We start from the raw sequence: 19745 nt of genomic DNA, 5'->3' as shown, positions 1-19745 counted from the left end.
TAGATAAGGACGATCTAATGCTGAACACCATCAATGTAAATCAACCGCCTTTAGTCGAAGGTCAGCGAGTGGAATTTAAACGCCAGTTGACGGACGGACTAGAAAAAGAAGTGGTGGCGTTTTTAAACGCCCACGACGGCGGCTTGATTTACATTGGCATTGACGACGATGGTCAAGGGCTGAATTTAAACAAGCTAGACCAACTGCAATTACAAATTAAAGACCGCATTAAACAAAATATCAGCCCTTCGACAATGGGCTTGTTCGATGTATTGACCGAACGCTATCAAGAAAAAAGCATTATCAAAATCGTCGTCGCCCGCGGTTCAGAACAGCCTTACTACTTACGCAAAGCAGGTATGTCACCCAAAGGGTGTTTTATTCGTATTGGCTCGGCAGCGGAGCCGATGCCGCAACGCATGATCGAAACCTTATTTGCCACCCGCACACGTAATTCGATTGGCAATATGCGTTCACGCAATCAAGACCTACACTTTGAACAGCTTAAAATCTATTACCAAGAGCGCGATTTGCCTCTTAACGAGCAATTTGCCCGCAACTTAGAGCTATTAACCACGGAAGGCGATTTTAACTACGCGGCTTATTTATTGGCCGACGACAATGGCATGTCGATCAAGGTGGCGAAATACTCAGGGCTGGATCGGATTAATCTAATCGAAAACGAAGAATACGGTTATTGCTGTTTGATCAAAGCGACCAAAGCCGTGCTAGAAAAACTCAAGGTAGAAAACAAAACCCTCGCCACCATTACCGATAGCACCCGTAACGAAACCAAGCTGTTAAACCCAATTGCGCTTCGTGAAGCTGTGATTAATGCGATTATCCATAATGCCTACAGCCGCGATGTACCGCCTAAATTTGAGCTGTTTGCGGATCGTTTAGAAATCACCTCCGCAGGCAGTTTGCCACAAGGCTTTAGCCAAGATGAATTCTTTATGGGCTATTCGGTACCGCAAAACAAAGAACTCATGCGGGTGTTCAGAGACGTGGATTTAGTAGAGCAATTAGGCTCTGGCATACCGCGTATATTACAAAGCTACAGCAAAGACGCCTTTTACTTCACCGACAACTTTACTCGTTTAGTTTTGCCCTTTAGCCAAACGCTAGCGATGAATGGACAAGCTACCGGACAAGCTACCGGACAAGCTGAAACACTATTACTCTATTGCGTAGAACCAAGAACGACAAAAGAAATGATGGCGCATTTAGAGGTCAGCCACCGAGAGCATTTTAGGGATAGTCTGTTAATACCATTGCTCGATTCGGGGCAACTAGAAATGACCCTTCCAGACAAACCCAGAAGCCCTAAACAGCGTTATGTCACGGTCAAACCAACGGACGATAATCATGACTAGAAACGAATCTGAAACCCGTGCTGAGTTAATCTCGCCTAAATTGGCCTTAGACGGCTGGGGCGTTATTAACCCTAATGCTAGTGATCCTAATGTTATTGATCCGACAGCTAGTGACCTGAGTGTCATTCGTCGTGAAGTAGAGATCACCGCTGGCCGTATTTTAGGGGGCGGTAAACGTGCTGCAAACCTAAAGTGCGACTATGTATTAGAGTTTAAAGGTCGTAAATTAGCCGCGGTTGAGGCGAAACGAGAAAACCTAAGTTACACCGAAGGCGTTCGCCAAGCAAAAGACTACGCTCAGCGTTTACAGTGTCGTTTTGCTTATGCCACCAACGGCCATGAAATTTACCAAATAGACATGGTAACGGGCGAAGAGAAGCAAGTAGACCGTTATTTAAGCCCTGAGGAAATGTGGGCGGCGGCCTTCAGTGGTGGCAATAATAACGGCGTAGCAGAACCTAAGTTTACCAGCACATGGCGCGAGCGTTTCTCCCAAATCCCTTTTGAAAAGAAAGGCGATTGGCAACCGCGCTATTATCAAGAAAATGCCATCAACCAAGCTTTAGAGGCCATTGCCCAAGGCAAAGATCGTATTTTACTGACTCTCGCCACAGGCACAGGGAAAACCTGTATTGCGTTTCAAATCACCTGGAAGCTATTTCATAGCCGCTGGAGTTTGCAGGCAGCAAAGAATCCAAGTAAGGCTAAAAAGCGTCCACGTATTTTATTTCTTGCCGATCGAAATGTCTTAACCAAACAAGCCTTCAATGACTTTGGTGCTTTTGGTGAAGACGCGGTGGTAAGGATTACGCCGAGTGAAATAAAAAAAGCCAAAGGCGTCCCTAAAAATGCCAGTATCTTTATGGCGATTTTCCAAACCCTGATGACTGATTCAGCAACGAATGCAGCCAGTAACGGGAATGTAGACTCAGAAGAAGAACTGGAAAGCGAAGACTTCGAGCAACCATTATTCACCGATACCAGTGATTGTAATTTCCGACACTACCCAGAAGACTTTTTTGATTTCATTATCATCGACGAATGTCACCGCGGCGGTGCCAATGATGAAAGCTCATGGCGTGATATTCTTAACTATTTTTCTCCCGCCGTGCAATTGGGTTTAACCGCGACACCAAAGCGCACCGACAATGCCGACAGTTATAAATACTTTGGCGAGCCTGTTTACAGCTACACCTTAAAAGAAGGCATTAATGACGGCTTTTTAACACCGTTTAAGGTGTATCCCATTGTCGGCACCATGGATGAATATGTTTACACGCCGGGCGATGCAGTCAGTTTTAAAGGCGAACCAGAACCTGGCAGAGTCTATAAAGAAAGCGATTTTAACCGCATTATCACCATCCCCAAACGGGAAGAAAAGCGTGTGCAGTATTGGATGGATCATATTAATCCGAAGGAAAAAACCATCGTATTTTGTGCCACCCAAGAACACGCTGGCACAGTGCGCGATTATATTAACCAATACGCTCGTGCAAAAAAGTGGACAACAAACCCTAATTATTGCGTGCGTATTACGGCCAACGATGGTGCAGCGGGTGATAACGACTTGCGTACCTTCTGCGATAACGAAAAAACCATACCGACCATATTAACGACGTCACGCAAGTTATCGACCGGCGTAGACGCACGTAACGTGCGCAATATTGTGCTGATGCGTGAATGCAAAAACATGATTGAGTTTAAGCAGATTATTGGTCGTGGTACGCGAATGTACGATGGCAAATCCTTTTTCACCATCTACGACTTTGTCAAAGCGCATCATAACTTTTCCGATCCTGAATGGGATGGTGAACCGCTGCCTCCTGAAGGCAAAATAGACGCAGAACCTTGCGATATTTGCCATACTAATCCTTGTACTTGTCTGTGTTTGGATTGTGGCTTTAACCCATGTAATTGCCAAATTGATACGCTAGACGAGCCGTGTGATATGTGCCAACAATCTCCTTGCCAATGCTCCGAAGGATCAGATGGGCCTTGTCAAAACTGTGGAAATACGCCTTGCAGCTGTGCGACGGATGATGACGATGAGCCCAGCAAACCAGAAAAAATAGTCATCACGCTAACAGATGGTAAAACACGTCAAATACAGCACATGAAAAGTGTTTTGTTTATGGGCGCGAATGGCGATATGCTGACGGCTTATCAATTTATCGGTGAAATGTTTGGTGATCTACCGCGCTTTTTCCGTAATGAAGATGAATTGCGTAACATTTGGAGTGACCCGACAACGCGTGAAAAGCTTTTAACGGATTTGCATGAAGCAGGTTACGACGATGAAAAACTCGATAGCATGAAAGATATTATCGATGCCAAAGACAGTGACGTGTATGACCTATTAGCTTATGTGGCTTATGCCAGAGACACTCACACTCGCAAAGAGCGTGTATTCAATGCGAAACCCAGTATTTCCAAGGCATTCACCTACAAACAAGTCGAGTTTATCGAGTTCATTTTAGATAAATACATAGAAGATGGCGTACAAGAATTAGCCGCTAAGAAAATGCGCAGCTTGGTCGAGCTAAAATACAACACCATCAGTGACGCCGCCGCAGAGTTTGGCTCCCCAGCGGCGATACGTGACACCTTTATTGGTTTTCAGCGTTATTTATACGAATAGATACGAGCATGTCACGTCAGTAAGAGAGTCAAAACACCTCTTACTGAGCCACTGGCGTTAATTCCGCCTTTCTTAACTCTTTCATCCGCAAGCCAATATTACCTAAAATTAACATCATACCGCCGATGATTTGATAAGCCGTTAGGCCCATATCAAGGAATAGCCAGTTGATGGCGGCGGCGAAGACAGGGAAAGACAACTCAGCCAAGGTAGCGAGTTGCGCCGGCACGGTTTTAAGTCCTTGGTAATAGAACCACATGCCGATAAAACCGCTCAGCAGGGCCATCGCAATAGCTAGGCCAAGGTCAATCGACTTCATTGCGACTAGAGTATCAGACTGCGCTAGCGCCATCGGCAATAACACCAATAAACCCGCCACAAAACGCCCCGACATAATCGCGTTCGCTGGCATGTGTTGATAAGACAAGTACTTGCCACAAACCGTCGCGGCGCCCCATGCGATGACCGCAATTAAGGTATAACCATAACCTTTTAGGATACTCGTGGTGTCGCTTGAATAATGCCATTGCGCGTCACCCAGTTGACGTAAATCCGGCCACATCATCACAAAACTGCCCAATAATATAACCGCCGCCCACTGAACAAAGTGCCCTTCAATGCGTTCTTTTAGTAACCAATACGCCAGCAGAATCGCTACGATTGGCTGCAATTTTTGCAGCAAGATAACGACAGTTGGATTCAGGTAATGGAAAGCTTCGGTAAACGCCAAGGTGCCCATTGCTGAACCAATGCCGCCAATAAAAAACAAGCACGAAAAGCCGCCTATCGACATATGACGATAAACATGGCGATAGCGCCACAACATAGGTGCGACAAACAGCACTAAGGTAAGGTGTTCGATTAGGACAATTTGCAGAGTGGAATAACCCGCACCCAGCAAGGGGTAACGAATTAAGGTATCAAGCGCCCACGTGAAGCACGCGATCATGATAAAGAATGTTCCTGCCATCTTTTGGTTTCTCCAAATAATAAGATGTACAGGGGTGATGAGAACGAATAGTACCAAGCGCTGCACATAAAAAAGCACAGCACAGAAACGCCTAAAGAAATTAGGCGTAACTAAGACTTGGTCGATCTTCTATCATCCGGACTATGACCGTCGGCTCTGGAGTCTCACCAGATCTGCTGACCCTTGCTACTTAAAAGACATGTCTTAAGTTAAGAAACAAGGCGCTCGCGGGCTGTTGATAGACTTTTCAATCTTATCAAATCACCGCCGGTGGGGAATTTCGCCCCGCCCCGAAGTTCGATTAATGTAAAAATTTACTGTCTAACTTTAAACCTATCACCCTACTTAGGCAATAAGCTCAAGATGTATGCTAATGAAATAATCTATTTCTAATGCAATAAAAAATGTGACCACTTGTCTCGCATTCATATACACTCTCTATCCAAAAATAATTCATTGAACGGGATCACTTCAATGCAAACTTCCTCTAAAAGCGGCATTTTATACGCGTTAACAGCATTTACCTTATGGGCCATTGCACCAATCTATTTTAAGGAAATGTCATTTATCCCGGCTCAGGAAATCCTCGCTCACCGTATTATTTGGTCATGCCTGATCGTTTTGGTATTAATCATTCTGCTACGTTATACCAGCGCGCTAAAAACTGTGCTGCGCTCGCCTAAAACCTTATCAGCCATGCTGATTTCAACAGTACTTATTGGCTTTAACTGGGGTATCTTTATTTGGGCTATACAAAACAACAAGATACTAAGTGCCAGCTTGGGTTATTACATTAACCCGCTTATTAGTATTTTATTAGGCGTGATTTTCTTTAAAGATAAACTAGATAGGGTACGAAAAGCGGCCGTTGTTTTATGTTTTTGCGCAGTTGCTTTTGAGGTCATTCAATTTGGTTCATTGCCTTGGATCGCTTTGGCTCTGGCCATTACTTTTGGCTTTTATGGTTTGGTACGTAAAAAAGTCGCCGTCGATAGCTTTACGGGTATGGCGATTGAAACCGCGATTTTATTACCTTTTGCTCTCGCCTATTTAATACTCAGCGACTCACCAAGCACCAATATGTTTGACAACAGCAGCACTGTAAATTGGTTACTATTAGCTTCTGGACCAATAACTATGGTTCCACTCATGTGCTTCGCGGCAGCAGCTAACAGAGTGAGCCTAGTAACACTTGGGTTCTTCCAATACATAGGTCCCACGGGAATGTTTATCTTAGCGGTATTTTTGTACGACGAGCCGCTCAGCCCAGAAAAACTCACCACTTTTGTACTGATTTGGTCTGCTCTTGCCATGCTAATTGTGGACTCAATTCGCCGTCTTCGTAAAACCAAAGTGGCGAAGCTTATTGATAGTAATGGCGAGATATAACTCTACTCCCAAGGCATGACTCATAGTGAGTCATGCCAACTCAGATACGTCAGAACAATCCGTAAAGATTGACGATTCCCCGTCATCAACAAGGAAGCTTCGCGGTAACGCATTGATCGACCTATTTATTCACTCACAAAACCCTATTGTTAAGATCATCTTTAAATAAGTTGGGTTCTTACTATGCATGTTAATGTCCAAAAGACCTTTGCCAAAACCTTTGCGGCTATTTTTTTCACACTTGCCGGTTTTGTAGTCATTGCCAGCTTTGGCGGCGCTATAAACGAGTATCGTCACGGTGAGAGCCTTACTCAAGTCATCATCAAAATTATCAATTCCAACATCATCGCCATTGCGGTATTTGAACTGGCGATGGTCATCAACAAAGAATACGGCAGTGATAATGAACATGACGTTATTGTGTTACTGAGACGCACATTACCGCGTTTTATCGGCACGGTTTGTGTTGCGATGGCATTAGAAGGTCTGATTATGGTGATCAAATACAGCCAACTCGATATGGCGGGTAATTTGTATTATCCAGTGGCAATTGTCGCTAGTTCGGGCTTCTTACTGATTTCCCTTGGTGTTTTCTTAAAATACGCGCCTCGTGAACATTAATTTTTTTAGAACAAAAATGATCAAAAAAATGAATTATCTAGCACCATAAGTTATTTAAAATCATGGCATTTTTTGTTTCTTTTTTAGCCTCCAAGCCTCACAATCGCGGCATGTTTGGCTACTGATTATACATAATGAAGATCATCTCGTTTGACGCGCTAAGAACCCTCCACTTACCCCAGGTTAAATACATTAAACCTGAGTCGATGTACGAACATTTGGAGGAAATCAAAGAAGCTGATTGGCTGCTATTTCCACAATATTGGCAACTTACGGCTTTGGTTTACGGACTGAAAAAACGTATTTTCCCAAGCCTTGCGTCATACATGATTGGTCACGACAAAGTCGAAATGACACGAACATTTCGTACTGTTGCACCACAACAACATCCTTATACGGTTATTTCTGCTAATACACCTTATGAAGCGGAGAAAATCTGGGACGAAATGCCATCACCTTTTGTGGCTAAAATTCCACGCAGCAGCATGGGCAATGGTGTATTTTTAATAGAAACCATTGGTCAGTGGCGAGATTATGTTGCTAAAACTGATGTTTTGTATGTGCAAGAGTACTTGCCAATAGACAGAGACATGCGTGTTATTTGGGTCGGAAACAAAATCGTTAGTGGTTATTGGCGACTACAATCAGACAATGGTTTTCACAATAACATTAGCCAAGGCGGACAGGTGGAAGTTGCATTGATTCCAAAAGAAGCTCAAGACCTAGTGACTTATTTGGCTCAATCTCTAGACATCAACCACGCAGGGTTCGATATCGCTATGGTTGGATCTGTGCCCTATGTGATTGAGATAAACCGTATTTTTGGCAACCAAGGACTGCCAACTATCCAACAAGATGTGAATACCGAACTGCTCAGTTATCTAAATGAACAACATTTTTTATCAACCGCTATGTTAATTGATCAACCAAGCGGTTTTTAACAACGCCTTTGATCATGCCAAGGTGTACTTACACCGTCATACCTTGAGATCTTTGCACTACTACTGAGTAAAGATCTTACCTTCATAAAATAATACGCTAAAGTACTCGAAATAGAATTGCGTCATCGTCGCGTCACAAAATACAGATAAACTGACAGCACAGTTCAATTATCCTATTAAGGGCACTCCTTTGAATACTAGAGCATTTCTTCCTGTAATCGGCATGTTGGCATTAGCTGGCTGCAGTTCTGTTGGCACAACATCAAATAATCCTTCTGATACTTATGTTTATGGAACAAAATCCGTTTATGTTCCGCAAGACAGTGTAGAAAACTACAGTACAGTTCCAGCAAGCTACACACTGGTTTACACTGAGTTAGTCGCTCGTCACGGTTCTCGTGCACTTTCTAGCCCGAAATATGACGACATCAGTTTAAAAATCTGGCAAGCCGCCAAAGAACAAGACGCACTGACTCCTCTTGGCGAACGCTTGGGTGCTGAAATCGAGCGTTTAATGGCAGCCAACGTCAAAATGGGCTACGGCAACTTATCTAAATTGGGCAATCAAGAGCAAATTAAAATCGGTGAGCGTATGGCACAACGCAACGCCAGTTTGTTAAACCAAGCAGTGCAAAACCAGCAACAAATCTCTTTTGAATATTCAGGACAAGATCGCGCAAGAGACAGTGGTCTAGCATTCGTTCAAGGCTTAGAAAACGTCAATCCAGATTTGACGCCTCTCATCAGCAAGCCTGTGAAAAACAAAGCTCAGTTATACTTCCACAAGCAAGACAACAACAAAGACTACCAAGACTACGTCGAGGAAAATCCTCAACTACGCGCGGCAGTCGATCATTTATTTGACCAGCCAAAATCACATCAAGTCGCGCGAGAAATGCTAGAACGCGTTTATTCGCCTGCCTTTGTCGATCAGCTTGAAGCAGGTCAATTGTCTTTCGTCAAAGTCGGTAAGAAAAAGCCAACTGTTTATAATGATGTAGAAGCGGCAATACAGCTTTTCAACCTTTACCTGATTGCACCAGGCTTAGCCGATGAAGCCGGCACACAGCCATGGAACTTCACCCAGTTCGTCACCCCAAAAGAATCTCAGTGGCTGTCTTATGTTTTGGATGGTGAAGATTATTACGAAAAAGGTCCTAGCTTCGCTGATACCAATATCACCTATAAAATGGCGTCCGTGCTAGAAGATGATTTTTTCAATGAGATCAAGGGCGTACAAGACGGCACAAATACCAAAGCAGCAAAAATACGCTTTGCCCATGCTGAAACCATCATTCCATTTGCCGCACAAATGCAATTAAAAGGCAGCGATACTGGAGTGTCTCGTGACACTGGCTATACCTTGCAAACTAGCCCTTGGCGTGGTGGCTGGGTATCGCCATACAGTGCGAATATTCAGTGGGATGTTTACCGTAATCAAGCTGGCAGCTTATTGGTGAAAATGCTCTATAACGAAAAAGAAATTGCCTTTAAAGACAGCTGTAAGCCAATTTCTACTGGAAGTTATTTTTATCAATTCTCTGAGTTAACTCGATGCTACGGTAAATAATAACTAGGCAGAAAACGCCAAACTTAATAATCAAAAACAGTCATAACACAAAAAATGTCATGGCTGTTTTTTTATTGCTTGAACTTTTTTTACAACAGAACCATTGGCTACTGAATCTGCCTTGCCATTATGATCATCTTATCAAGAGCAGTATTTAATGGCTTTGCGACTTCAGGTCTAATACGAGTATTTGCCGAACAATCATTGATGGCTGCCGCGTATTCTGTAAACAATTTTTTCTCTGAATAACGCTCACTAAGATGTTTAAAAAAAGTTGCTCTTTGGCGATCAAACAGCTTTTGCATCAACTTGGCTTGCATCTCGTTACCACCATACATGCTTAATAGTTTTGGCGTAATAACATCATTTTTAAGGTAATTTTTATAAGCAGATAAGCCACTATGAACGATTGCCATATCATCCAAGGTATAGTGATCGGAAAAATTGTCTAATGTAGTGTCGACAAAATCTACCAGAGCTAAACAAGAGTTAAGTTCATTAATTGAAGGATTCGCCGCAAACATCGCAGGCGAAAAAAATAAACTGAGGACAAGCATTAAGTGGTTTTTCGTTTTCACAGCCCTTCTCCTTTTTATTATTTTTGTATTGCGGATTAAATGCTCAACGGATAGCACTAAGCCCGTTTACATAAAGTAACACCAAGACTGATTTAAGCAAAAACTTATCGTAAATAGTTATCAACAATACTTCGCTGATCTAAACGACTAGAACACACAAATAATATAATGTCTTCAATATTAAACCGAGATTATCTGGCTTTGCAGCCCGATATCACTCGTTTCGTTGAGGGGGGATTATTTGCCAATTTATTAGCTGGGCGAATTGGCCTTGGTGCAAAATTACCACCACAGTTTGGGCAGCGCCCATTAGGAAGCTTAGTATCGACACAATCGAGGCAAAAAGTACATTCAAAACTACAAATCATGGCATCTTCGGCTGATGGTGGTAAATCTTTATCACAACACTCACAATTAGGCCTTAGTTCTAACATATATTCTCCTCCAACTCATTCCGCACAAACAGATTAGAATCTAGCTTATATAACATGAAGAACACCACTAAAACCTACGATTTTAGTGGTGTTCGAGTAACAAAAAATCTAAATAATGATCAGCTTGCTAGTGTAAAACGCGCCATAGTTTGCTTCATCGCAGCACCCTGACTACTCAGTTCTTCCGCTGCCGCAGCGCCTTCAACAGAACCAGCTGCATTTAATTCAACAACGTCACCGACAGAAACCATTGCTTGCGTAACTTCACTCACTGCCAAAGCTTGTTCATGGCTAGCAGATGCAATTTTCGCAACAATAGCCGATGTTTCATTGATGCCATCAAATACGGCTTGTAGAGACTTATTGGTATTTTCAGCAATAGAAACACCATTTGCAGTCTTGGACGATGATAGCTGTATTAACTTCGCCGTTTCAGCCGCTGCACCTGTACTTCTAGATGCTAAGCCACGTACTTCATCGGCAACCACAGCAAAGCCTCGTCCCTGCTCCCCAGCCCTAGCGGCTTCAATCGCCGCATTCAGTGCCAATAAGTTAGTTTGCTCGGCGATTTCATCAATGGTCTTAATAAAGCCTGCAATACTTTCCCCTGCGTCTTTAATTTCATTCATTGCTATAATCATTTCTTGCATATGAGCTTGACCTTCAACCACTGCTCTTTGAGCTGTCTCAGCTAACAAGTTAGCTTCTCGAGCATTCTCGGCATTCTCACTGGTTTGTACTGATAACTGTTCTAATGCAGCAGAAATAGTCTGCAAATTATCCTTCTGCTGAGTCGCGCCTTCTGCAAGAGAATGACTGAAAATCGATACTTGCGAACTGCCAGCGGCAATTTGATCTCCAGCATTTTGAATATCCATTAGAATAGCATTTAGGTTTTTCACCATGTCTTGTAAGGCTTGTCCAAGGCTGTCTTTTTCTGAGGCCAACACCACAGTTGCGGTCAAATCTCCATCGGCTATTTTTTGCGCTAAAACGGCCTTAGCTTTTAAGCTCTTCACCATAGTTCGGATAGCAGCGTATAAACTCGCTTCTTGCTCGTTATTATTTGGTAACTGAACTTCTAAATCGCCATCTGCCACACTGCGAACAACATTTGTAACCAACGCAGGATCACCACCTAATTGAGTGGTCGTCGCACGGGTAATCAACCACGCCACGCCACCACCCAACAGAATAGCAATCACCACCAACACTTCGATTACATAAACCGCCGTCGTATTGCTTGTCACCAACTCAGGCCCAAGCAAGTCCTGCTCATTCTTAATGGATAACTTGAGGTCTTCAGTCAGCTTAGTAACCTTAGAGCCAACAGGGTTTAAAGTATCATTAATAACGGCATTTCGATCTGATATCACCGCAACCACATTGTTAAACGCCGCTTTATATGTCGCGACATCTTTAACAACACTGTCCAATAACGCTTTACGATCAGGGTTTTGTAACTCATTGCTTAAGACTTTTAATTGGGAGTCTAGGTCTGCAAATTCTTTCTCAACTCTATCAACTGAGGATTGCGTATTAGATTCCAAAAACTTCAGCACATATAAACGCGCTAGTAGCAAACTTCTCGTCGACAGCGACGCATTATAGGCAGCCGAAACATCACCATCGTCTTTTGCAGACATCAGTATTTTAGTAAGGTCTTTTTCAATCGCAGGTCCATTAATATTTAAAACGTTATCAACCAATTCATTTCTTTGCTTTTTAAAATCAACAACTTTTTCAACCCCAGTAATATAAGAGCTTAAAGTCACATCCAATCCTTTCAGAACATCGACATCTTCAGCGTTATCAACATCAAGTTTCGCTTCAGCCATAAATTGCAGTGTATGTTCCCAATAAATATCGAACTCTTCTTTATCTTTTATATTTCCAGTTAAAATAAAATCTTTTTCTTTCATCCTTGCCATTAGCATATTGGCTTGAACTCTGCCTACAGCGTTAGTGGCTCTTGCCAAAGAACGGTATTCTTCAAAGCCATTTGATGCGTTATTTAACGCAAAATAGGCCGTAGATCCGACCAAGGCCAGTAGAATAATAACGACTGAAAAACCTAAATATAATTTTTTAGCGAATGTGAGCATATCCTTTACCTCATATTAATGACGTGACGTCCTAATTAAAAAGTAGAAGGTCATATCTAATATGAAATGAATAAAATTGTATCTATTTGTAATAATTATTGCTGGAGCACTAGAAAGCTGCTTTCAAGCCGCAAGCGCTTTAAACAAATTTTTATAATGGATTTAAAAATAGCCTTTTTTATCCTAAATGTTTTAACCTGATAGCTGATAAATAAGTGTGCGATTTAGCGTTTGTATCAAAGACATAACAAATCGCCGCAAAACAGCTCAAGCTTTCTTTTACGAAATGGATTCAAGCAAACACATGACTAAACGCAATGCCACTTCTGCTGATGTCGCCATTTTGGCGGGTGTATCCCAATCTACTGTATCGCGTAGTTTCGACCCTAATAGTCGAATTTCGGAGGCTACTCGTCAGCGTGTTTTTGCCGCCGCTGAGCAGCTTGGTTATCAAATCAACAAGGCCGCGCAAACCATGATAAAGAAGCGTAGCGATCTCGTTGGTCTTGTCACAGCTGGCTTGGAAGACCCTTTTCGCGCTGAGTTTCTTCATAAACTGATCGTTGAAGTGCAAAACTGCGGACTTCGTCCCATGGTTATGGATGTGTCCAATCAACAAACCATAGACGAGGAATTACATGGACTGATTCAATATCAGCTAAGTGGTGTGATTATTACTTCAGGAACACCCAGTGAAAACATCGGGAAAGCCTTTATAAGACACGGTATTCCCGTGGTATTGGTAAACCGGACAGAGCACTCCGATGAAGCAGACATAGTTAATTTAGATAATGAAGGTGCCGGCGCCATAGCCGCAGAAGCGTTTATAAAATCAGGCAAAACCAACCTTGTCGTAGTCCGAGCAAAAAAGCCAAGCTTTAGCAGCGTAATGCGTGCCAAAGGCTTTTTAAATTATTTAGCATCCCATATAAATAACGACGAAATTCAAGTCACAGAAGTGCTCTGTAAAACCGGAAACTACGATAGCGGCTATCAAATTGCAGGTAAAATCTTAACTTCACAGCATAAACCAGATGGCGTATTTTTCTGCATGGATCATATTGCATGTGGCTTTCTAGATGCAGCCAAACAACTCATAACCGCCAAAGAAATGCAGTCTATCGGTGTCATTGGCTGTGATGACATTGCCTTAGCCCGATTTAAAGCCTATGACTTAACCACTGTGAAACAACCTTCAACCGAGATAGCAAAAGCGGCGGTGCAAACTTTATTAAACAGATTGAAATACCCTACTTCAGCACCCAGTAAGCAAGCTATTCCCGCGGAACTAATCTATCGCTCTACTTTAGCCAAGCCCATAACGGACTAACGTAGAAACCAAAACATACTATTTATACCGAACGAAATACGTTACCTATTGACCTCGATAGAATTTTTATTTCACATTAAATTATTTTTGAAATTTACCTTTCGTTATCAAGATTTGCCTAGTATGCTTATTCTGTTGTTCATACGTATGCACAACTATTTAAAACATCAGGAGGCAATATAAAAATGAAAAACTCTCCATATATCCTTAGCCTTGCTTTCGCGACAGCGGCGACATTTTGCGCCGCACCCGCTATGGCCAAAGGTAAGCTAAATGTTCTTTGCTCCACAGATACCGATTGGTGTAGCTTGATGGAAACAAGCTTTGAAGCAGAAACAGGTATTGATGTCTCTCTTATTCGTAAGAGTTCTGGTGAAGCTTACGCACAGCTGCGTGCTGAAGCTCAAAATCCAAAAATTGATATTTGGTGGGGCGGTACTGGCGACCCTCATCTACAAGCCGCAGCGGAAAAACTCACTCAGGTTTACAAACCAAAAGCCCTTCCCAACCTACGAGATTGGGCACAAAATCAAGCGAAAGTATCGGGCTACCGCACTGTCGGGGTTTACGCTGGTGCACTAGGTTTTGGCTACAATGAAGACATTCTAAAATCCAAAGGACTGCCCGCACCACAATGCTGGAAAGATCTAGCCAAGCCGATTTATAAAGGGGAAGTACAAATTGCCAACCCGAACTCATCTGGAACTTCGTACACAGCTTTAGCGACGTTTGTACAAATGATGGGGGAAGACCAAGCTTTCGATTTCCTTGCTCAACTACATAAAAACATCAATCAATATACAAAATCTGGTTCGGCACCGATTAAAGCCGCTTCCAATGGTGAAACAGCTATCGGCATTACTTTTATTCACGACATAGTAAAACAAGTGAAAAAAGGCTACCCAGTTAAAGCCGTCGCGCCTTGTGAAGGCACAGGCTATGAAGTGGGCTCAATGAGTATCGTCAAAGGTGCTCGTCATCTGAAAGAAGCGAAAATTTGGGCAGAGTTTGCCTTACGCCCAGATATTCAAACCATGGCTGAAAAAGCCAATGCTTACCAAGTACCATCCAATAAGTCAGCGACAACGCCACCGGGCGCGCCAGACTTCGATACGCTAAAACTGATCGATTACGACTTTGCCAAATACGGGGCTGCGGACACACGCCAACATTTGCTACAACGTTGGGATAATGAGATCAAATCTCTACCACGTTAATCATTCAGACAAACCTTGGTTTTCCTGAGATCTGCTGGGCCTTAGTCCCAGCAGAGACTCAAGTTACTGTTTGGAGTATCGATCGTGAAACACTCTTTTATTCCGTGGCTGTTACTCGGCTGGATCGGTTTTTTACTGATGCCGTGGTATCTGCTCGAAGATGGCTTTTGGTCATTTGTCTGGTTAACCGACGGTTACCCTACTGACCTCTACTACGCCCCAGCAATTCTGCAAGGCATACTTGGTGATAAGCTTTGGTTGCTGCCATTAGCCTTACCTTTAATTGCGCCTTTGCGCCTAATTTCATTAACGAAAAGCGACCCTAGATACAGCCGCTATCTAATCTATTCTGGTGCGTTTGGCCTTATCTATATGATGGGCCAAGGTTTCACCATTGGCGTCAGTGGTTGGCAATTTGCGGGACTGGAGTCCTTATTTGGCGAACTAGAATACCAACAATATGGTTTTGGCTATGGTGCCATGCTATGTGGTTTGTCCTTCCTGATACTTTTAACCACTGGACTTGCTGCTACAGGCTTTTTGAAAGGTGATGTATTTGTCACCGGAAGCATTGGTTTGATCGTCGCGTTGGTTGGCTTATTTGTCTTTTTCCCTGTCAGCCAAGTATTAATTAGCGCCTTCATGAACAACGACGGCATGTTTGCTCCAACGGCGTTTTTCGGTAAGTTCTTTAGCGATAATATTTGGTCGTTGTCGTGCCTCAGCGGCGGCTACGCTTGCGGCACTGCATGGAATTCCCTAACGCTGGCAATTCTGACAGCAACATTAACAACCTTGCTAGGCTTGTCTTTTGCGCTGGTCGTCACCCGCACAGGATTTCGCTGGAAAAGATCCTTACGCCTGCTCACTGTTCTACCTATTATCACACCTCCTTTTGTAATTGGCTTAGCGCTGATTCTGTTATTCGGACGTTCTGGCGTAGTGACACAATTCTTCGCCGATGCTTTTAATATTGAACCAGGTCGATGGCTGTATGGCATGCCAGGCGTATTACTTGCTCAAGTATTATCCTTTACACCGATTTCCTTTTTGGTATTGATTGGCGTGGTGGAAGGCGTTAGCCCTTCTATGGAAGAAGCATCGCAAACCTTACGCGCTGATCGCTGGCGCACCTTTATCAATGTTTCACTGCCATTAATGCGTCCCGGTTTAGCCAATGCATTTTTACTGGCCTTCATTGAAAGTTTGGCCGACTTTGGTAACCCAATGGTACTGGGTGGTGACTTTGACGTGCTTTCCACCGAGATATTTTTCGCCATTGTCGGTGCTCAAAACGATCAAGGTTATGCGGCTGTCCTCGCCATTCTATTGTTGATTTTCACCTTAAGCGCGTTCTTCCTTCAACGTCATTGGATCGGTAAAAAATCCTATACCACGGTAACGGGTAAAGCAGATTCCGGTGCTTACATGGGCTTAAACCACGGAATGAAAGTAGCTTGCTACATGACGGCCTTGCCTTGGGCTGCATTAACCATCGTCATTTACGGCATGATTATGTTCGGTGGTTTTGTACAAAACTGGGGCTACGATAACAGCTTTACCTTGCAGCATTATCAAGACGCTTTTTCTGTCGGATGGGGTGAGTTTGGTGTGATCTGGGAAGGCGCAGCATGGGATTCCTTATGGACGACGCTAAGCATTTCCGCCATTGCAGCACCTTTCACGGCAATCGTTGGTTTGCTTACCGCTTACTTATTGGTGCGCCAGCAGTTCAAATGGAAAAATGCCTTTGAATTCGGCACCATGTTGAGCTTCGCAATTCCGGGCACCGTTATTGGTATCAGCTATATCCTTGCCTTTAACGTGCCGCCGCTAGAGCTTACTGGCACAGGCGTGATCCTGATTATCTGTTTTGTCTTCCGCAATATGCCCGTTGGTGTACGTGGTGGTATTGCCGCCATGAGTCAATTAGACAAGAGCTTAGACGAAGCCTCGCTTACTTTAGGTGCAAACAGCTTAATGACCTTCCGACGCGTGATACTTCCTCTGCTACGTCCTGCCATCATCGCGGCTTTGGTGTACAGCTTTGTGCGCGCCATTACCTCGGTCAGTGCGGTGATCTTTCTCGTCAGTGCCGATCACAATATGGCGACGTCTTACATCATTGGCTTGGTTGAAAACGGTGAATTTGGTATTGCCATCGCGTACTGTAGCGTGCTGATTCTTGTCATGTTGACAGCCATTATCGCTATTAATTTATTTGTTGGAGAACGCCGTCTAAGACGCACGACATCTATCTCTCATTCTACCAAGTCGTCTTCTCTTTCCCGTCCTTCTCTAAAGGAGAAACAAGCATGAGTCTTCATTATCAACCAGGCTCAGTGAGCTTCGAAAACGTCATTAAAACCTTTGGCAATGTCACTGCCATTGATAACGTGTCTTTCACCATAGAGCCAGGCAACCTTGTCACATTATTAGGGCCAAGCGGCTGTGGGAAAACCACCACTTTGCGCATGTTGGCTGGGTTAGAGCACCCAACCTCAGGCCGCATCATGATTGGCAATAAAGACGTTACGCATCTACCTGCCACTGACCGAGACGTCAGCATGGTGTTTCAATCTTATGCTTTGTTTCCGCACATGACAGTGGCCGAAAACGTTGCTTACGGCTTAAACGCCAGCGGCGTTAATAAAATCGAAGCCAAGGAAAAGAGCGAAGAAGGATTGGAGCTGGTTGGCTTAGCAGACTACGGGCAACGTTATCCCAGCGAGCTATCAGGCGGACAGCAACAACGTGTTGCCGTGGCTCGGGCACTTGTTCTAGAGCCTGAAGTACTGCTACTTGACGAGCCTCTATCAAACCTAGACGCAAAATTACGTCGCCATGTTCGGGAAGAAATTCGCGAACTTCAGCAAAAAATCGGTTTAACCGCTGTTTATGTTACTCACGATCAAGAAGAAGCACTTGCTGTATCAGATCGTATTATCGTGATGAATCGCTCGGTAATTGCTCAAGAAGGCAGTCCGCGTGAACTCTACGAAGCGCCCGCCTCAAGCTTTATTGCAGACTTTATTGGTGACGCCAATCTCATCGAAGCAGACATCATCGCGACAGACGGAAAGACCGCAGACGTTGCCGTTGGCACGTTGCGCTGTTCTTTACCGCAACGAGGCTTTGACAAAGGCCGCGTGCAGCTAGCGGTGCACCCAAGTTCAGTGCGTTTATCCTTACGAGACCAGCAGTCCACTGGGCTTACAGGCACCGTTAGACGAGCTACCTACTTAGGCAACCAAATGCAATACGATGTTGATTCCGAAGTGGGTAGCTTATTCGTCGTCGACTATCGTGTTGAGCAAGCAATTCCCGTCGGTTCCGATGTGTCTATTGCGTTTTCAAATCGCGGTCTTGCATTAGTTAAGACGGCTTAGAGTGGAGAGTACACCTCATGTTTTTAGCTCATAACCTAATAGATCAAGCGGTTCTCGACCGATTTAATCAAGCAGAAAAAGTAATCAAAATCGCTGGAGCTCAAGCGTTGGAATATTTTCGAAATCGAGAAAAGTTAATCGTCGAAACCAAAATGGAACCACAAGACGTGGTCAGCATTGCTGACCGCAATGTGGAAGTCACCATTATTGAAGGCTTACAAGAGCACTTCCCGCAAGATGGCTTTCTTGGTGAAGAGCAAGGTATTACCAAAGGCGACAACCAGTATTTATGGGTCATTGACCCGATAGACGGCACCGCGTGTTTTCTCAATGGCATGCATTCTTGGTGTATTTCCGTTGCGCTCATGGTGAACGATAAAATTGCCTGTGGCCTGATCTTTGACCCAAACAGTAACGAACTATTTAGCGCCGTGGCTGGAAAGGGCTGTTTTGTAAACGACAAAAGCGTCGCAACATTAACAGTGAATTCAGTACAAGAAGGCGTGATGGGCTTAGGTACGTCTCACCGAGTTCCAGCATCGCTATGTGTGAACTTCATCGATAAGCTGTTAAACCAAGGTGGCATGTTTATTCGCAACGGTTCTGGTGCGCTCATGTTGGCTTACGTGGCGGCTGGTCGTTTGATTGGCTACTACGAACCTCACATCAACTCATGGGATTGTTTAGCAGGCCTGATCATGGTGGATGAAGCTGGTGGCTCAACCAATAACTTTTTATCAGGTGAAGGTCTGCTTAAAGGCAATCCTATCTTAGTATCGGCAAAAGGGATTAAAGGCTCTCTTCACAATATGACAGGTGTTAACTGATCTAAACGACTATCTCCCAACTTCGCCGCCTGACTGTTTAAATTAAGGAAGGCGGCTTTTTTTATCATTTTCATCAGCAGCAAAAACATCAAGACAAAATATTAGGAACAGTTTTATTAAGACGCTTGGGGCGTTTTTCCCAACGCACTTTGACTTCAAACTGCTGACTGTCTTCGTCTTCTGAGGCACTGACTTTTAGACGCATTAGCCCCTTTGGATCGAGAGTTAAGGAACCTTCTTTTTCTTCACTAAATTCCAGTTTGCCTTTAGACAAGCCTTTCGACAGCGCTTTTAGTACGTCTTGAATATCGTCGGCATCCAATAAGGCTTCATATTTGAATTCTGTTTTCGATTTCATAA

16 protein-coding genes and 1 riboswitch are annotated in these 19745 nt (G+C 43.7%); of the genes, 12 read left to right on the top strand and 4 right to left on the bottom strand.

All coding sequences use genetic code 11. The features are described 5' to 3' along the window. The first annotated feature begins 17 nt into the window (after positions 1 to 17). Together TY87_RS05580 and hsdR are read left to right on the top strand one after the other, a co-directional pair. A complete protein-coding gene (locus tag TY87_RS05580) occupies positions 18 to 1376 on the top strand; it encodes an RNA-binding domain-containing protein (RefSeq protein ID WP_100186309.1) in 1359 nt (452 codons plus the stop codon). Then, a complete protein-coding gene (hsdR, locus tag TY87_RS05575; protein ID WP_100186308.1) occupies positions 1369 to 4014 on the top strand; it encodes an EcoAI/FtnUII family type I restriction enzme subunit R in 2646 nt (881 codons plus the stop codon). Before TY87_RS05580 ends, hsdR begins: the two co-directional genes overlap by 8 nt. A gap of 40 nt (positions 4015 to 4054) precedes the next feature. Here hsdR and TY87_RS05570 read toward each other — a convergent pair whose 3' ends face one another. Beyond that, positions 4055 to 4984: a DMT family transporter gene (locus tag TY87_RS05570; protein WP_100186307.1), complete on the bottom strand. Its 930-nt coding sequence runs from the start codon at positions 4982 to 4984 to the stop codon at positions 4055 to 4057. Positions 4985 to 5104: 120 nt separating this feature from the next. Then, positions 5105 to 5286: riboswitch (FMN riboswitch) on the bottom strand. Between the two features lie 172 nt (positions 5287 to 5458). Between TY87_RS05570 and rarD the strand changes: the two genes are divergently transcribed. The 4 genes from rarD (at position 5459) to TY87_RS05550 (ending at position 9505) form a co-directional block, all read left to right on the top strand. Further along, positions 5459 to 6373, top strand: coding sequence for an EamA family transporter RarD (rarD, locus tag TY87_RS05565; RefSeq protein ID WP_100186306.1), 915 nt, complete (start codon positions 5459 to 5461; stop codon positions 6371 to 6373). Between the two features lie 183 nt (positions 6374 to 6556). Beyond that, positions 6557 to 6994, top strand: a complete 438-nt coding sequence (locus tag TY87_RS05560) for a hypothetical protein (protein ID WP_084122171.1) — start codon at positions 6557 to 6559, stop codon at positions 6992 to 6994. Between the two features lie 134 nt (positions 6995 to 7128). Beyond that, complete coding sequence (locus TY87_RS05555; RefSeq protein ID WP_072838596.1) at positions 7129 to 7935, top strand: ATP-grasp domain-containing protein; 807 nt, start codon at positions 7129 to 7131, stop codon at positions 7933 to 7935. 190 nt (positions 7936 to 8125) lie between these two features. Continuing rightward, the gene (locus TY87_RS05550) at positions 8126 to 9505 is read left to right on the top strand and encodes a histidine-type phosphatase (RefSeq protein ID WP_232617075.1); all 1380 of its coding nucleotides are present in this window, start codon (positions 8126 to 8128) and stop codon (positions 9503 to 9505) included. Positions 9506 to 9612: 107 nt separating this feature from the next. On the opposite strand, the gene TY87_RS05545 is transcribed toward TY87_RS05550, so the two are convergent. Further along, entirely contained in the window at positions 9613 to 10083 is a 471-nt protein-coding gene (locus TY87_RS05545) for a hypothetical protein (RefSeq protein WP_100186304.1), read from the bottom strand. A gap of 168 nt (positions 10084 to 10251) precedes the next feature. On the opposite strand from TY87_RS05545, the gene TY87_RS22985 reads away from it, so the two are divergent. After that, positions 10252 to 10554 (top strand): hypothetical protein, encoded by a 303-nt coding sequence (locus TY87_RS22985; protein WP_440137617.1) that lies wholly within the window; start codon positions 10252 to 10254, stop codon positions 10552 to 10554. 82 nt (positions 10555 to 10636) lie between these two features. Here TY87_RS22985 and TY87_RS05535 read toward each other — a convergent pair whose 3' ends face one another. After that, entirely contained in the window at positions 10637 to 12622 is a 1986-nt protein-coding gene (locus TY87_RS05535; protein WP_100186302.1) for a methyl-accepting chemotaxis protein, read from the bottom strand. A 304-nt stretch (positions 12623 to 12926) separates the two neighbouring features. Between TY87_RS05535 and TY87_RS05530 the strand changes: the two genes are divergently transcribed. The 5 genes from TY87_RS05530 to TY87_RS05510 all read left to right on the top strand — a co-directional run bounded on the left by TY87_RS05530 (position 12927) and on the right by TY87_RS05510 (position 19385). After that, on the top strand, positions 12927 to 13952 hold the full coding sequence (locus TY87_RS05530) for a LacI family DNA-binding transcriptional regulator (protein WP_198432046.1): 1026 nt from the start codon (positions 12927 to 12929) through the stop codon (positions 13950 to 13952). A gap of 185 nt (positions 13953 to 14137) precedes the next feature. Further along, entirely contained in the window at positions 14138 to 15169 is a 1032-nt protein-coding gene (locus tag TY87_RS05525; protein WP_072838601.1) for an ABC transporter substrate-binding protein, read from the top strand. Positions 15170 to 15253: 84 nt separating this feature from the next. Continuing rightward, complete coding sequence (locus tag TY87_RS05520; protein ID WP_232617074.1) at positions 15254 to 17488, top strand: ABC transporter permease; 2235 nt, start codon at positions 15254 to 15256, stop codon at positions 17486 to 17488. Further along, positions 17485 to 18558: an ABC transporter ATP-binding protein gene (locus TY87_RS05515; RefSeq protein ID WP_072838603.1), complete on the top strand. Its 1074-nt coding sequence runs from the start codon at positions 17485 to 17487 to the stop codon at positions 18556 to 18558. The genes TY87_RS05520 and TY87_RS05515 overlap by 4 nt, the downstream gene beginning before the upstream one ends. A 17-nt stretch (positions 18559 to 18575) precedes the next feature. Next, the gene (locus TY87_RS05510; RefSeq protein WP_072838604.1) at positions 18576 to 19385 is read left to right on the top strand and encodes an inositol monophosphatase family protein; all 810 of its coding nucleotides are present in this window, start codon (positions 18576 to 18578) and stop codon (positions 19383 to 19385) included. 88 nt (positions 19386 to 19473) lie between these two features. On the opposite strand, the gene TY87_RS05505 is transcribed toward TY87_RS05510, so the two are convergent. Next, the gene (locus tag TY87_RS05505) at positions 19474 to 19743 is read right to left on the bottom strand and encodes an amphi-Trp domain-containing protein (RefSeq protein WP_011977997.1); all 270 of its coding nucleotides are present in this window, start codon (positions 19741 to 19743) and stop codon (positions 19474 to 19476) included. Positions 19744 to 19745 lie beyond the last annotated feature (2 nt).

It is taken from the genome of Marinomonas sp. BSi20584, from assembly GCF_002792415.1.
In the GTDB taxonomy this organism is placed as follows: domain Bacteria; phylum Pseudomonadota; class Gammaproteobacteria; order Pseudomonadales; family Marinomonadaceae; genus Marinomonas; species Marinomonas polaris.
This window is presented reverse-complemented; position numbering and strand designations above follow the sequence as displayed.